This is a genomic window from Halopenitus salinus, from assembly GCF_055397165.1.
The window spans coordinates 304,365-318,738 of the sequence record NZ_AP043853.1 but is presented as its reverse complement, the minus strand read 5'-3'; the positions used below and the strand labels follow the sequence as shown (position 1 = coordinate 318,738).

Below are 14,374 nucleotides of genomic sequence, written 5' to 3'. Positions count from 1 at the left end.
CAAGCCACCACGGGACGGCGGCTTGCGGCCACACGACGCTACTCCTCGAGGGGTGGAGCCGTCTCCGGTGGTCGCCTCGGCTCACTGCGCTGATCGAAGGCATGAGCCAGGGAGAGTATCGTCGCCTCGTCGTACGGTTTTCCGATGAACTCGACGCCGACCGGAAGACCGTCGTCCGTCAGTCCGGCCGGCACGGAGACTGCACACAGACCCGACTGTGAGGCGAGGACGGTGTTCGTCGGGAACGTCAGCGTGTCGAGCTCTCCGGACTCGATCTCCGAGGCCTTCGGCGGAACGACCTGCACGTCCGGACAGAGCAGGGCGTCGAGGTCGTTCGCGGCATAGACGTTGAGGACGTCACGCTGGAAGGACAGCTGTGCGGCCACGCTTTCCCAGTATTCCGGGTCCGATTCCGGATCGTCGGGACCGTCCTCGGCGATGCCGATGAACAGGTCCAGGATCTCGTGGTACTGTCCCGACTCGTAGAGATCGGCGACGGAGTCGACGGGCGCATCCTCGCGAGCGGCGAAGAACTCGTTCAGGTCGCGTTTCGACTGGAGGATGTACAGCGAGGTCGCCTCCAGGTGCTCGTCGAGGTCCGGAACGCGAACTGGGTCCACGATGTCGGCGCCGGCGTCTCCCATTACCTCGATCGCTTCCTCGACGCGCCGTGTAACGGGCCCACTTTGGGGATCGTCCGGGTCGCCGAAGGCATCCCTGAGGATCCCGATGCGTGCACCATCGAGCGCGTCAGGGTCCAGGTCGTCGACGTAGGAGCCCGCATCATCCGTGAGCTCCGTCGCCGCCGTGTACTCGTCGTCGGGGTCGTACCCGACCGTCGCATCGAGGACGATCGCGAGCTCCTCGGCGGAGCGTGCCATCGGTCCCGGCGTGTCCTGGGAGGCGACGAGCGGCGACATGCCGGTTCGGCTGAGCAGGCCGGGCGTCACGCGGATCCCGAAGAGGTTGTTGAACGAGGCCGGGAGCCTGATCGACCCGCCCGTGTCCTCGCCGATTCCCACGGTCCCGAGGTTCGCGGCGACGGCGGCTCCGGTTCCGCTGCTCGATCCGCCCGGGTCCCGCTCGAGGTCGTAGGGGTTCTTCGTTCGACCGTTGGCCGAGGAGTAGCCGAACCACGAGGTCGCCCAGTCCGGAAGGTTCGTCTTCGCCAGAATGACGGCACCTTCCGCCCGAAGCCGCTTGATGAGCGTCGCGTCCTCGGCCGGCAGATAGTCGGAGAACGCCTCGGAGCCGAACGTCGTGGTGACGTCCGCCGTCTCGACTTGGTCCTTCACGACGAACGGGATCCCGTGTAGCGATCCGACGAACCCGCTCTCCTCGAACGCCGCATCGAGTTCCGCCGCGCGCTCTCCGACGTCCGGATTGACGTTGATGATCGCGTTGAGCGCCGGGCCGTTCTCGTCGTACGCCTCGATGCGATCGAGATACGCATCGACGAGCTCGACACAGGTGAGCTCGTCGGCCTCGTAGGCCGCGTGTACGTCCGCGATCGTCGCCTCCTGTAGGTCAAATGATCCGGTCATGGATTAATACGGCCGTGATAACGCACCACGTCAGTATAATGGTACTGCAGTTCGTGGACGAATCACTCACCGCGGTTCGCGAACGGAAGTACCGCAGCAGCCGAATTCCGCTTCACGGAGGTTTATGGCCACGGACGACGATCGATGGATCATGGCTGACGTACTCGTGATCGGCGGCGGCCCGGCGGGACTGACCGCGGCGCTTTTCACCGCGAAGAACGGCCTGGAGACGGCGGTCTTCGACGGCGACGACACCTGGATGCACAAGGCCCACCTGTTCAACTATCCCGGGATCGGGTCGATCGACGGGTCGGTCTACCTGGACACGCTTCGCGACCAGGTCGACGACTTCGGCGTCGAACGTCACCAGGGGAGCGAGGTGACCGACGTCTCCGGGGCGGACGACGGGTTCGTCGTTTCTGCCGACGGCGAGGAACACGAGGCCGACTACGTCGTCCTCGCGACCGGCGCGAACCGCGACCTCGCGGAGTCGCTCGGCTGTGCGTTCACGGACGAGGACGTCGTCGACGTCGACGTGACGATGGAGACGTCCGTCGACGACGCCTACGCGACCGGCGCGATGGTGCGCGCCGAGGAGTGGCAGGCGGTCATCTCGGCGGGCGACGGCGCCGCGGCGGCCCTCAACGTCTTGAGCAAGGAGAAGGGCGAACACTACCACGACTTCGACGTGCCCGCGGACGCGGACCAGCTGTTCGGATCGCTGGTCGAGGAGTAGGTCCCGAAACGAACGGGCATGTGTTCGCTCGTGGTCACTTCGGACGGATCCACGCCGCGATCGCCCCGCGTTCGAACTCGGCGTCCTCCGGCAACGCGATCTCGACGAGCGTGCCCGAGACCGGCGCGGGGACGTCGACGCTCACCTTCTCGACCTGGAACTCGAGCAGGTCCGCGCCGGCCTCGACGCGGCTTCCCTCGCTCGCGAACCAGTTGACGACGACGGCCTCCTCGGCGTCCGCGTCCTCGGGCCAGACGTCGGCGGTGTCGACGGGAACGCGGTCGTCGTCCCCGCTCATCGCTCGCCCGCGGCCGACCGGATCGCCGTCTCGACGTCCTCGACGTCCGGGATGACCTCGTTCTCCATCGGCCGGGCGTAGGGGATCGGAACGTCGGGCAGGGCGACGCGTTCGACCGCCGCCAGGTCCTCGAGGCCCTCCTCGGCCACGCCGGCGATCACCTCGCCCGTGAGGCCGAACGAGCGGTAGTCCTCGTCGACGACGACCAGCCGGCCCGTCCGCGAGACCGACTCGCGAACCGTCTCGATGTCGAGGGGAACGAGGGTTCGAAGGTCGATCACCTCGGCGTCGATCCCCTCGTTCGCGAGCGATTCGGCCGCCTCGAGCGCCCGGTGGACGTGCAACCCGAGGGTGACGACGGTGACGTCCGACCCCTCGCGTTTGACGTCCGCGCTGCCGAAGGGAATGGTGTAGTCCGTCTCGGGGACGTGCGTCTTCGGCCCGTCGGGGGCGGGCATCCACCCGATCCCCATCAATCGCTTGTGGAAGAGGTAGACGACGGGGTCCTCATCGCGGATCGCGTTGTGCATCAGCCCCTTGGCGTCGTAGGCCGTCGAGGGGACGACGACCTTCATGCCCGGCAGGTGGGCGAAGGTCCCGTAGAGCGTCTGTGAGTGCTGGGCGGCGTCGTTGTAGGTGCCGCCGACGGCCGCCGTGAGCACCATCGGAACGGAGACGTTCCCGCCGCTCATGTAGGTGTTCTTCGCCATCTGGTTGTAGATCTGGTCCATCGCGACGCCGAAGAAGTCGACGAACATGAGCTCGGCGATGGGGCGCATCCCGGCCTGGGCGGCGCCGACGGCCGCGCCGAGGTAGGCCGTCTCGCTGATCGGCACGTCGACGATCCGGTCGTGGCCGAACTCATCAAGGAGCCCCTGGGTGCTGTCGAAGATGCCGCCGTAGTCCGCGACGTCCTCGCCCATGTAGAAGACGTCCTCGTCCGCGCGCATCTCGTCGCCGATGGCCTCGACCATCGCGCGGCTTATCGTCAGGGGTCGCTCGCCGCCGTCGGTCACCGCATCGGCGCTCGGAGTCGGATCGGTTCCGCTCATCGCTCCTCACCTCCCGTGTCCGCGAAGGTGGGCTCCGTGTCTGTCACGCCCGAAGGGGGATTCACGAACGCGTCCATGTGAGCGTCCTCCGGGGCCGGCTCCGGCTGGTCCTTCGCCCACTCGATGGCCTCCTCCACGCGGTCGTGGGCGCGCTCGCGGATGGCCTCGAGTTCCTCGTCGTCGACGCCGTGTCCGCGCAGGTCCGCGGCGAGCCGCTCTATCGAGTCGCGTTGGGTCGCCGCCTCCCGGTCCGGCTCGGAGCGGTACTCCTGGGGATCGCCCATGAAGTGACCCATCCGGCGGTGAACTTGAACCTCCAGCAGCGACGGGCCGTTCCGGTCGCGGGCGCGTCCGACCGCCTCGCGGGCCGCCTCGTAGACGGCGACGGCGTCGTCGGCGTCGACGCGGGTGCCGGGCATGTCGAACCCGTCCGCTCGCTCGGCCCCGTTCTCGACGTCGGTGACGCGCTCTTTGGGCATGCTTATCGCCCAGTCGTTGTCCTCGATCACGAAGACGACGGGGAGATCACGAACGCTCGCGAGGTTGAGCGACTCGAGGAAGCCGCCCTGGTCGATCGCCCCCTCGCCGAGGAAGGCGACCGCGACGTCGTCCGTGTTTCGCCGCCTCGCGGCCATGCCCGCGCCGACCGCCGGAGGACAGCCCTGCGCGATGATCCCGCTGCACGCGAAGTTGACCTCGGGGTCGAACAGGTGCATGTGCCCGCCCTTGCCGCCGGAGAGTCCGGTCCGTCTCCCGAATATCTCGGCGGTCATCCGCTTCAGGTCGACGCCCTTCGCGATCGCGACGTGGTGCGGTCGGTGGGGCGCCGTCACCGTATCGGAGTCGCGGAGGTGCTGACAGACGCCCGCGCCGGCGGCCTCGTGGCCCGCCGCGAGGTGGAGCTCGCCGGGGATCGGGCCGGCGGAGATGTCGAAGGCCGGCTGTTTTCCCTCCAGATACTCCTCCTGGAGGCGTTCCTCGTAGCGACGCGCCGTCACCATGTGCTCGTACATCTCCTCGAGATCCGTGGTTGGTGCCATGGTTACCCCTCAATATACGTTGCCATGTAACATAATAACTCTCCTCAAAAATTTGAAATGACGGCGGAACCACGCCGCATCGAACGACCGTCCCCGAATCTATGGTTTCGAGGGTCCTCCCACGGAATTTCGGGTGGAGGCGTCACCTCACCCGAGGACGTACCGAAGGATCGGATACCGATCGACGAGCGGCTCGCCGCCGACGTCGTACTGCTCGATGTAGGCGTCGACGCCGAGGATCCGACCCGCGCCGAAGGCGGCCACGGAGAGGAACACGAGCATGTAGGCGAAGTCCCCGTTGATGTAGCCGTGACCGATGTCCCAGTTGCCGAGGTAGAACAACAGCATCATGAAGGCGCCCCAGAAGGCGGCGAATCGGGTGAGCACGCCGAAGATCAGCCCGAGGCCGATCGCGACCTCTCCCCACGGGACGGCGACGTTGACGAACTCGACGAACCACGGCGTGTTCCCCATGGCCACGAACAGGTCCGCCGCCGGGCTACCGTTGCTCGGGACTCCCTGAGTCAGGTAGCCGCCGGCGCTGAACCCGCCCGAGAGGACCTTGTCGAACCCGCTCTGGAAGAACGCGATACCCATCATCAGCCGGAGCGCGAGGATGAACCACACGCTCAGGGTGTGAAGCTGTCCCTCGGCCGTGAAGCCGCCGACCGTGCTCCGGAGAGTCACCTCGTTGGATGCCATATCCGATATTTGACAGTCGGGGTATATATAGGTACGTCACGCTCTCGAGCGGCGGGACGCCGCGAAAGGCCTTCGGGTTTCGCGGGTCACCGAGAGGTGTCCGAGGAGGTCACTCCGGCGGGTCGTCGGCATCGTCCAACAGCGCGTCGACGTCGGCGTGCGTCTCGAGCAGCTCCCGCATGCGTTCGACCGTCCGCTCGTCGCGGGTTCGACCGCTCCGGATCACGTCGTCCGCACGCTCGATCGTAGAGCGGGTGTCGCCGTCGACGAGCAGGATCGGAACCCCGCGGTCCTCCGCGAGCCCGATCACCGCCTCCGAGGGGCGCGTGCCGCCGGTGAGACAGAGACACCGCACGCCGGAGGCCTCGAGGGCCGTCGTGTGGACGTCCGATCGGTCCCCGCCCGTGATGACGACCGCGTTGCGCGTACGCCGGAAGTACCGCAGGGAGGCCTCGGCCCCCATCGCGCCGACGAGGAGGCGCTCCAGGTAGGCATCGGTTGGCGCGTCTGTCAACACCTCGGCGCCGAGCTCCTCCGCGAAGTCGCCGACCGTGGTGCCCGCGAGCTCCGTCACCCGTGGGAGGACGCCGGGAACGGGGATTCCCCGCCCCTCGAGGAACGGCGCGACGTCCGACTCGACGTCGTCGTGGGTCCCCTCGTCGATCCGGTTGAAGAGGACGCCGGCGAGCCGGTCGCCGATCGTGTTCGCCGCGGCGAGCACGTCGTCGACGTCGCCGGGACGATCGTGGTCGCTCACGAGCAGGAGCCGCGCGTCGAGCAGGTCCGCGACCTCCGGGTCGGTGAGGTCGATGACGCCGCCGGTCGAGAGCCGTCCCCCGCCCTCGATCACCATGAGATCCCGGTCCGCCGACAGTTCATCGAACCGATCCCGGACCGTCTCCGCGAGCCGGTCGGGGTCCTCGCGGCCGCGCATCGCGCCCTCGACGAACGTGGGCGAGTAGACGATCGGCTCGAGGTCGGCGACCCCGGCCTCGAGATCGAGGATCTCGCGGGCCAACATCGGGTCGGTGTCGAGTGTCTTGCCGACCACGCTCTCGAGGCGGGTCCCCTTCGGCTTCATGTACCCGACCGAGAGCCCGCGGTCGCGCGCGATCGCGGCGAGCCCGAGGGCGATGGCGGTCTTTCCGGTGCTCTCTGCGGTCGCGGTGACGAGTATCGATGTCATTGTGGTGTCTCCTGGTCCCGCTCGCGGGCGTCGCCCTCGACGGTCGTTTCCGTCCCCGTGGTTGCGTCCGCCTCCGTGGTCGCCTCGGTCCCCGCCGCATCCGACTCCGCGTCCGCCGCCTCGAGCGTGGCGCGGAGGTCGAGGGCGATGACGCCGTCGGGGCTCGCAACGAGCGGGTTCACGTCGAGCTCGAGGATCTCCGGGTGGTCGGTGACGAGCTGTGAGAGCCGCTGGATCGTCTCGACGATCGCGTCGATCGCCACCGGCTCGCCTCCCCGGGCGCCCGAGAGGAGCGGATACGCGTCTATCCCCTCGACCATCTCGCGCGCGTCGCGATCGGCGACCGGCGCGACCCGGACCGCGGTGTCCTCGAACACCTCCACGAAGACGCCGCCGAGTCCGAACAACACGAGCGGGCCGAACTGCGGGTCGCGATTCACGCCGACGATCGTCTCGACGTCGTCCTCGAGGTCGACCAGCTCCTGGATCTGGACGCCCTCGACGGTCGCGTCAGACCGGTAGGCGTAGGCCCGCGAGACGAGATCCTCGTAGGCGTCGGCGACGTCGGAGCGCTCGACGCCGACCTTGACTCCGCCGATGTCCGTCTTGTGGAGGATGTCCGGGCTGACGATCTTCATCACGACCGGCCCGCCGATCCGGTCGACCGCCTCGACGGCCGCCTCGGGGTCGGAGACGATCTCCGAGTCGGGCGTCTCGATCCCGTAGGCCTCGAGCAGGTCCATCGCCTCGACGCCGAGGGTCGCGCCGCCGCGCTCGCGGGCATCCGAGACGATCGATTCGGCCCGCTCGCGGTCCACCTCGAAGCTCGTGGGGGTCGAGCGCTCGCGCGTCGTGACGTCGCGATGGTCCGCGAGCGTCTCGAGGCTGCGGACGGCCCGATCCGGGTCGAAGTAGTTCGGGACGCCGGCCTCCCCGAGGATCGCCTCGGCGTTCGCGACGCGATCGCCGCCCATCAGGGAGGCGACGATCGGCTCGTCGTGTTCGGCCCTTCGGTCCGCGATCACCCGCGCGAGCGCGTCGTAGGAGACCGTGGCGGTCGGCGCCGAGAGGACGGCCGCGGCACCGACGTTCGGATCGTCGAGAACGATCTCGAGCGCCCGGTCGAACCGCTCGGCGTCCGCGTCGCCGATGACGTCGACGGGGTTGTACCGGTTCGCGCCCGCCGGCAGCGCCTCCTCGAGTGCCTCGACGGTCTCCTCCTCGAAGGTCGCCCGCGAGAGCCGCGTGTCGCCGATGGCGTCGGTCGCGAGCACGCCCGCGCCGCCGGCGTTCGTGACGACGGCGACGCCGTCGGAATCCGGCAGCGGCTGGTCGGCGAGGACGCGCGCGGCGTCGAACAGCTCCTCGAGGGACCCGACCCGGAGGACGCCCGCCTGGGCGAGCCCGGCCTCGTAGGCGCGCTCGCTGCCGGCGATCGCGCCGGTGTGTGAGGAGGCCGCCTTCGCGCCCGCCTCAGTGCGTCCGGATTTGAGCAGGACCACCGGGGTCTCCCGGGTCACCTCGTCGACCCGATCGAGGAAGCGGCGCCCGTCGTCGATGCTCTCGAGGTAGCCGATGATCACGTCCGTATCGGGGTCGTTTCCCCACGTCTCGAAGAAGTCGGTCTCGTCGAGGACGGTCTTGTTGCCGAGCGAGACGACGTCCGAAAAGCCGATCCCCTGTTGGGCCGCCCAGTCGAGGACGGCGGTGACGATGGCGCCCGACTGGCTGGCGAACGCGATCGATCCGGGGAGTGCGTTGCCGGGTGCGAACGTCGCGTTCAGGCCCGCGGGCGTGCTTATGATCCCGAGACAGTTCGGACCGACGAGGTTCAATCCGTGCTCGTTCGCGACCCGCTCCAGCTCGCGCTCGCGGGCGGCGCCCTCGCTGCCTGCCTCGCCGAAGCCCGCCGTGATGACCACGACGTTCTCGACGCCCGCCTCGCCGGCCTCGCGGACCGCCTCGACCGCGGCACCTGCCGGCACGACCACGACGGCCAGATCGACGTCCCCCGCCTCGCCGATCGAGGACGCGCACGGCTCGCCACACACCGACTCGCGACTCGGGTTGACGGGCACGACCGTCCCCTCGAAGTCCGCGAGCAGGTTGGTCATCACCGCCCGCCCGACCGAGCCGTCGCGTTCCGTCGCGCCGATCACGGCCACGCGCGAGGGATCGAAGAGGCCGGACAGATCCTTCGTCGGTTCCGAGAGATCGCCCATCGATCCCCGATGCGTCCGGCGGGTGGTTAAAATTATCCTCGAACGCGGGAACGCGTGCGATCCGTCATCGAGAGGTGCGGTAGCGTGCGTCGATCGATGCCGAGTTCCGGCATCACTCGTCGATCGGACGCCACGGGACGTCGGTCGCTTTTCGCATCGTCCGCCGTTCGGCCTTCCGGAGGTGCTCAGCCGCGGTGCTCGTCGCGACGTCGAGGCGCGTCGCGACCTCGCCGACGGTGCCGCCGCGCGGCGAATCGTAGTAGCCCACCGCGAGGGCGGCCTCGACCGCCTCCCGCTGACGTTCGGTGAGCCCCTCGGCGGATGCGCCGGCCCGGCCGTCGTATTCGGTGACTGCTCGGACCTCGGTGGAAACCGCGTCGGGGACGGCCGCGAGTGAATCCTCGATCGCCGGACCGGCGCCGAGAAAGGTGAGATCGACGCTCCGGTCGGTGTTGTACCGAACCGGGAGGCGCACGACGACCCCCTCGACGCCGAAGGCGTTCAGATACGTCCGGTCGCGTTCGGGGGGACGCTCGGTGAGCAGACAGGAGAACAGTCCCTCCTCGACCGGCGCGACGGTGAACGACCGCGTCGCCTCGCGTTCTTCGAGGACCTCCCGATAGACGTCCGGATCGCCGGCGACCCGAAGAACGAAGGTGGCGACGTCCCCGCGCCCGGGGTTCCATTCGACGAGCGCCGAGCCGTGGAAGTCCTCGTGGCGCGCCTCGAAGTCGTGGACCGGATGGATCGTCTCCTCGGTGTGGACGATCCGGAGGTCGATACGCTTCATCCTCGTTCGGGATCGGTTCGTACGGAGGTGAACATAAATCAACCCCACGAATGCGGCAGCGATCGGATGTCGATCCGGACCGTAGGACGAAACGAACCGATGTCACCGCTCGATCCGACGACGCACGTTCTCGTGGATTGGGCCCTCGCGATCGCGGCGATCGCGGCCGCGGGGGTCTACGGAACTGTCGGCGTGACGCTACTCACCGACCTCCGGTTCTGGCCGCCAGGCGATGCCGACTGGAAACGCCGGCTCCACTGGACGTTCGTCACCGCGTACACGATCGCGATGGCGGTGGTCGCGGTCGCCGACTGGAACGGGTGGATGCTCGCGAGGCCGATCTCGCTCGCGGTCGGCGCTCCGATCGCGCTGGCCGGGGGCGCGGTCTTTCATCGCGGCGCGAACGCGATGCGGACCGCGGAGGTGGCGGGCGTGACCGGCGATCTGTACACCGACGGTCCCTACGCCTACAGCCGGAATCCGCAGTACGTGGGGATCGTGTTGGGCATGCTGGGAGCCACCCTCGCGGTGAACTCGGCCGTCTTCGCTCTCCTCGCCGCGCTCCACGTCGGGTGGGTGCTGCTGTTGCCGATCGCCGAGGAGCCGCACCTCCGTTCCGCGTACGGCGAGGAGTACGATCGGTACGCCGAACGCGTTCCCCGGTTCGTCGGCCGGGAGACGCTCCGTCGTCTCGGTCGCGAGATCGCGGCTGGGGATTCGCGAGCGACCTCGGAGTGACTTCGGGGGCGCGAGCCGCCGCGAGGCGACCCGATCGGGGGTACAGTTAAGCGGGCGAGAGCCGTAGTTTCGCGGCGATGAGCGACGCGAACGGCGAGCCGATGGCGGAGGCGAACGGGGAATCGACACCCCGGTGGCGCCGGGTGGCGGCTCGAAGCGTCGATCGGATCGTCGCGGCGGGCCGGTGGCTGCTCGACACGTTCCGGGGGTACTCCGGCGTTCGCGATCTGGAGGAGCGGCGCCGATGAGCCGTGATCGAAACGTCGGTTGGGAACTCGACCGCCGATGAGCGACGTGACTCCAGCCGAGTACGTTCGGGCACACGACGAGGAGCTGATCACGCTCGCCCTCGATCTGCTCGCGATCGACACGTCCAACCCGCCCGGCGACACCCGGGAGATCGTCGCGGAGATCGAGCGATTTCTCGATCCGCTTTCGGTCGACCACGAGCGCTTCGCGGTCGATCCGGCGAAGCCGAACCTCCTCGTTCGAGTACCCGGATCGTCGGAACGAACGCTGTCGTACAACGGCCATCTCGACACCGTGCCGTTCGACGCCGACGCGTGGACTCACGACCCGCTCGGGGAACGCGTCGACGACCGCGTCTACGGCCGCGGTGCGACCGACATGAAAGGCGCCGTCGCGTCGATGCTGTTCGCGATCCGGGCGTTCGAGGCGACCGGCTCCGAACCGCCGGTCGACCTCCTCGTCGCCCTGGTGAGCGACGAGGAGGTGGGCGGCGATGCCGGCCTGCCCGCGCTGTTGGAGTCCGGGCGTCTCGGCGCCGACGCCTGCGTGATCGGCGAACCGACCTGCGAGGCGGGACGCCACTCCGTCACGATCGCGGACCGTGGCAGCATCTGGCTGACGCTCGAGGCACGCGGCGAGGGGGCCCACGGCTCGCGCCCGGTCCTCGGCGTCAACGCGATCGACCGGCTCTACGAGGCCGTCGAGAGACTGCGCGAACGCGTCGGGTCCCGACGGCTCGATGTCGATCCGGGCGTGGAGGCGATCGTCGAGGAGTCCGTCGAATACTACGCCCCGTCGATGGGCGAGGACGTCGCTCGCGACCTGTTCCGGTACCCCTCGATCAACCTCGGCGTTCTCGAGGGCGGCGACGCGGTGAACAGCGTTCCACAGTCCGCTCGCGCCGAGATCGACGTTCGACTGACCGCGGGAATCCCCACGCCGGACGTCCTCTCGGAGATCCGGTCTTGCATCGCCGACTGCGAGGGAATCACGATCGCCGACGTCTCATGGAGCGTCGGGACCGCAGAGGATCCGGACAGCCCGCTCGTCGAAGCGGTCGCGTCGACGGCGGCGGACGTCACGGGAGAACGCGTGTTCCGACGGAGCGCCACCGGTGGCGGCGACGCGAAGGCGCTTCGAAACGCCGAGGTCCCGACGGTCGAGTTCGCCCTCGGGACCGACACCGTTCACGCTCCCGACGAGTACGCGCCGATCGACGCGCTCGTCGACAACGCCGTCATCTACACGCGGATCCCGGATGCATGGGCGTCCTCGACGGCGGGACGGTAGGCCATCGGTCCGATGGCTGGACGGCTCGTTCGTTTGGAGGGATGGTCGACTCGTTCGTTTCGGGAGGTGGTCGGTTCGATCGGTTCGGGGACCGGAGGGTACGACCGACTCGGGGGTCTGGTGGGTCGATCTGGTTCGCGAACTGCGCGATCCGGACGTGCAACACGGACTCGGATATCCGTTAGCGATAGCGGGCGCGATCGGTCGCGAACGCGCCGGCGACGACTCGCGGTGACCTCGCTCGTCGGCTGAAAGAAAGGCTCAGACGAGAAGCTGGATGTCGGAGTCGGCCATGTCCTCGAGGGCCGTTGCCGCGCCGACGCCCGTGGTGACGCCGTCGTAGAAGTCGTCCTCGTCGTAGCCCATCAGGTCGATGGTCATCTGACAGGCCTGGAATTCGACGCCCATCTCGAGGCTCGTCTCCAGCAGCTCCTCGATGGTGGCGGTGTCGTTGTCCGCGATCTTCTTTTCCATCATTCGCGTCGTCACGCGGTCCATGCCGGGAAGCGCGGCGACGACGTTCGGGACGGGCATGTTGGGGTTGCCGACGGAGCTGAGCTTGAGGTTCCTCGAGCGTTCCTCGTGCAGAACGTCGAGCCCCCAGAACGTGTGGAAGACGGTCACGTCGTAGCCGAACGCGGCGGCCGTGCTGGCGAGGATGAGCGGGGGATACGCCATGTCCAGGGTTCCCTTCGTGGCGATGATGCTCATCTTCCGTGTGTCGTCCTCGCTCGTGGCCTCGGCGAGCGCGTCCTCGAGTTCGTCGACGCGCGCGGCCAGCTCCGCACGCGAGGGCACGTCGTCGGACGCCGCCTCGGATGTATCCGTGCTCATCGTCACTCGGTCTTGCGGACGTAGTGTCTGTACACGCCGTCGCCCTCCTCCTGGTCGAGGAGTTCGACGCCCGCGGTCCCCGAGGCCCAGCCGTCGATGTCGCTCATGCTCCCCGAGTCGGTCGCCAGCACTTCGAGGACGTCGCCGGAGGCGAGGTCGTCGATGGCGGACTTCGTTTTCACCACAGGCATGGGACACGATGCGCCTTTCACGTCGAGCGTCTCCGTGATGTCGAATTCGGCAGTCATGGGTTAGCTGCTCCGATCGTCCGTATTGGAGCTATCACACAATACCATTCCACGGATTAAAAGATTGTCGATTCTTGTGGACAGCACAAACAACTGGTACCAGAACTACCGCTCATTAGAACTCAGAAGCGCGAAATACAGCCACTTTACGGGTTTTCTGACATTCGGCCCATCCAATAGTCTTGTTAAAATTGTGAATTACTATCCGAACGCTTTTGTACGTCCGGGCGGTAGAAACGGGCACACGAGATGAACCCAGACGACTTCCCGACTCCCGAGATCGACGTCGAATCGATCCATCCGGAGTCGCTCAGAGATCGCATCGAGGGCGGCGAGGACGTCACGCTCCTCGACGCGCGTATGAGTTCCGACTACGAGGAGTGGCACATCGACGGCGAGAACGTCACGTCGATCAACGTCCCGTACTACGAGTTCCTCGAGGAGGAGATCGACGAGGAAGTCCTCCGACGGATTCCCGACGACCGGGAGGTGACCGTCCTGTGTGCGAAGGGGGGTGCAAGCGAGTTCGTCGCGGGCGCGCTCGCCGAGCGCGGCTACGACGTCAACCACCTCGAGGACGGCATGAACGGTTGGGCGAGCATCTACGAGGCCGTCGAAGTCGAGCGCTACGACGGCGCCGGCACGCTCCTCCAGTACCAGCGCCCCTCCTCGGGCTGTCTCGGCTACCTCGTCTACGACGACGGCGAGGCCGCGATCATCGACCCGCTTCGAGCGTTCACCGACCGGTACCTCGAGGACGCCGACGACCTCGGCGTCGACCTGAAGTACGCCCTCGACACCCACATCCACGCGGATCACGTCTCGGGCGTGCGCGAACTCGCCGAGGAGGGCGTCGAGGGCGTCGTTCCCGAGCCCGCCGTCGACCGCGGCGTCACGTACGCCGAGGAAGTGACCACGGCCGAGGACGGCGACGCCTTCCGGGTGGGCGACGCCGCCATCGAGGCCGTCTACACGCCCGGCCACACGACCGGCATGACCTCCTACCTCGTCGACGGAGGACTGCTCGCGACCGGCGACGGGCTCTTCGTCGAGAGCGTGGCTCGACCGGACCTCGAGGAGGGAGACGAGGGCGCACCCGAGGCCGCACGCATGCTCCACGAGTCCCTCCAGGAGCGCGTCCTGACGCTTCCGGACGACACGCTGATCGGCGGGGCACACTTCAGCGATTCCGCCGAACCCGCCGCCGACGGTACCTACACCGCGCCCATCGGCGAGCTCGTCGAGCGGATGGCCGCGCTCTCGATGGACGCGGACGACTTCGTCGAGTTGATCCTCTCGGACATGCCGCCGCGGCCGGCCAACTACGAGGAGATCATCGAAACGAACCTCGGGCAACACGACGTCGACGACGAGAAGGCGTTCTCCCTGGAGCTCGGGCCGAACAACTGCGCTGCGAGCCAACGGTCCCTCGCGGGTGAGTAACC

General features: G+C 67.9%; 16 protein-coding genes. 6 read left to right on the top strand and 10 right to left on the bottom strand.

The window, feature by feature from the left end; genetic code table 11:
• Window positions 1-38 precede the first annotated feature (38 nt).
• Entirely contained in the window at window positions 39-1,544 is a 1,506-nt protein-coding gene (locus tag ACZ5YD_RS03355) for an amidase (RefSeq protein ID WP_379741552.1), read from the bottom strand.
• A 151-nt stretch (window positions 1,545-1,695) separates the two neighbouring features.
• On the opposite strand from ACZ5YD_RS03355, the gene ACZ5YD_RS03350 reads away from it, so the two are divergent.
• Window positions 1,696-2,280 (top strand): NAD(P)/FAD-dependent oxidoreductase, encoded by a 585-nt coding sequence (locus ACZ5YD_RS03350; RefSeq protein WP_379741549.1) that lies wholly within the window; start codon window positions 1,696-1,698, stop codon window positions 2,278-2,280.
• Between the two features lie 34 nt (window positions 2,281-2,314).
• On the opposite strand, the gene ACZ5YD_RS03345 is transcribed toward ACZ5YD_RS03350, so the two are convergent.
• From ACZ5YD_RS03345 to ACZ5YD_RS03315, 7 genes are all read right to left on the bottom strand, one after another.
• The gene (locus ACZ5YD_RS03345; protein WP_379741546.1) at window positions 2,315-2,578 is read right to left on the bottom strand and encodes a lipoyl domain-containing protein; all 264 of its coding nucleotides are present in this window, start codon (window positions 2,576-2,578) and stop codon (window positions 2,315-2,317) included.
• On the bottom strand, window positions 2,575-3,630 hold the full coding sequence (locus ACZ5YD_RS03340; protein WP_379741543.1) for an alpha-ketoacid dehydrogenase subunit beta: 1,056 nt from the start codon (window positions 3,628-3,630) through the stop codon (window positions 2,575-2,577). Before ACZ5YD_RS03340 ends, ACZ5YD_RS03345 begins: the two co-directional genes overlap by 4 nt.
• The gene (locus ACZ5YD_RS03335) at window positions 3,627-4,643 is read right to left on the bottom strand and encodes a thiamine pyrophosphate-dependent dehydrogenase E1 component subunit alpha (RefSeq protein WP_379741809.1); all 1,017 of its coding nucleotides are present in this window, start codon (window positions 4,641-4,643) and stop codon (window positions 3,627-3,629) included. Before ACZ5YD_RS03335 ends, ACZ5YD_RS03340 begins: the two co-directional genes overlap by 4 nt.
• Window positions 4,644-4,817: 174 nt before the next feature.
• The gene (locus ACZ5YD_RS03330) at window positions 4,818-5,372 is read right to left on the bottom strand and encodes a DoxX family protein (RefSeq protein ID WP_379741540.1); all 555 of its coding nucleotides are present in this window, start codon (window positions 5,370-5,372) and stop codon (window positions 4,818-4,820) included.
• A gap of 109 nt (window positions 5,373-5,481) precedes the next feature.
• Window positions 5,482-6,558, bottom strand: coding sequence for an AAA family ATPase (locus tag ACZ5YD_RS03325; RefSeq protein ID WP_379741537.1), 1,077 nt, complete (start codon window positions 6,556-6,558; stop codon window positions 5,482-5,484).
• Window positions 6,555-8,780 (bottom strand): acetate--CoA ligase family protein, encoded by a 2,226-nt coding sequence (locus tag ACZ5YD_RS03320; protein WP_379741534.1) that lies wholly within the window; start codon window positions 8,778-8,780, stop codon window positions 6,555-6,557. The genes ACZ5YD_RS03325 and ACZ5YD_RS03320 overlap by 4 nt, the downstream gene beginning before the upstream one ends.
• Before the next feature lie 112 nt (window positions 8,781-8,892).
• A complete protein-coding gene (locus ACZ5YD_RS03315; RefSeq protein WP_379741530.1) occupies window positions 8,893-9,570 on the bottom strand; it encodes a helix-turn-helix domain-containing protein in 678 nt (225 codons plus the stop codon).
• Window positions 9,571-9,669: 99 nt separating this feature from the next.
• Between ACZ5YD_RS03315 and ACZ5YD_RS03310 the strand changes: the two genes are divergently transcribed.
• The 4 genes from ACZ5YD_RS03310 (at window position 9,670) to ACZ5YD_RS03295 (ending at window position 12,082) form a co-directional block, all read left to right on the top strand.
• Window positions 9,670-10,308 carry a methyltransferase family protein gene (locus ACZ5YD_RS03310; protein ID WP_379741527.1) on the top strand — a complete coding sequence of 213 codons (639 nt, stop codon included), beginning with the start codon at window positions 9,670-9,672 and terminating at the stop codon, window positions 10,306-10,308.
• A gap of 77 nt (window positions 10,309-10,385) precedes the next feature.
• Window positions 10,386-10,556 (top strand): hypothetical protein, encoded by a 171-nt coding sequence (locus ACZ5YD_RS03305; RefSeq protein ID WP_379741524.1) that lies wholly within the window; start codon window positions 10,386-10,388, stop codon window positions 10,554-10,556.
• Window positions 10,557-10,593: 37 nt separating this feature from the next.
• Window positions 10,594-11,847, top strand: coding sequence for a M20 family metallopeptidase (locus ACZ5YD_RS03300; protein WP_379741521.1), 1,254 nt, complete (start codon window positions 10,594-10,596; stop codon window positions 11,845-11,847).
• Complete coding sequence (locus tag ACZ5YD_RS03295) at window positions 11,816-12,082, top strand: DUF1641 domain-containing protein (RefSeq protein ID WP_379741518.1); 267 nt, start codon at window positions 11,816-11,818, stop codon at window positions 12,080-12,082. The genes ACZ5YD_RS03300 and ACZ5YD_RS03295 overlap by 32 nt, the downstream gene beginning before the upstream one ends.
• 26 nt (window positions 12,083-12,108) lie before the next feature.
• On the opposite strand, the gene ACZ5YD_RS03290 is transcribed toward ACZ5YD_RS03295, so the two are convergent.
• Both ACZ5YD_RS03290 and ACZ5YD_RS03285 read right to left on the bottom strand, forming a co-directional pair.
• Window positions 12,109-12,681: a DsrE/DsrF/DrsH-like family protein gene (locus ACZ5YD_RS03290; RefSeq protein ID WP_379741515.1), complete on the bottom strand. Its 573-nt coding sequence runs from the start codon at window positions 12,679-12,681 to the stop codon at window positions 12,109-12,111.
• Between the two features lie 2 nt (window positions 12,682-12,683).
• Window positions 12,684-12,929: a sulfurtransferase TusA family protein gene (locus tag ACZ5YD_RS03285; RefSeq protein ID WP_379741512.1), complete on the bottom strand. Its 246-nt coding sequence runs from the start codon at window positions 12,927-12,929 to the stop codon at window positions 12,684-12,686.
• 249 nt (window positions 12,930-13,178) lie between these two features.
• Between ACZ5YD_RS03285 and ACZ5YD_RS03280 the strand changes: the two genes are divergently transcribed.
• Window positions 13,179-14,372 carry an MBL fold metallo-hydrolase gene (locus tag ACZ5YD_RS03280; protein ID WP_379741508.1) on the top strand — a complete coding sequence of 398 codons (1,194 nt, stop codon included), beginning with the start codon at window positions 13,179-13,181 and terminating at the stop codon, window positions 14,370-14,372.
• The last annotated feature ends 2 nt before the right edge of the window (window positions 14,373-14,374 follow it).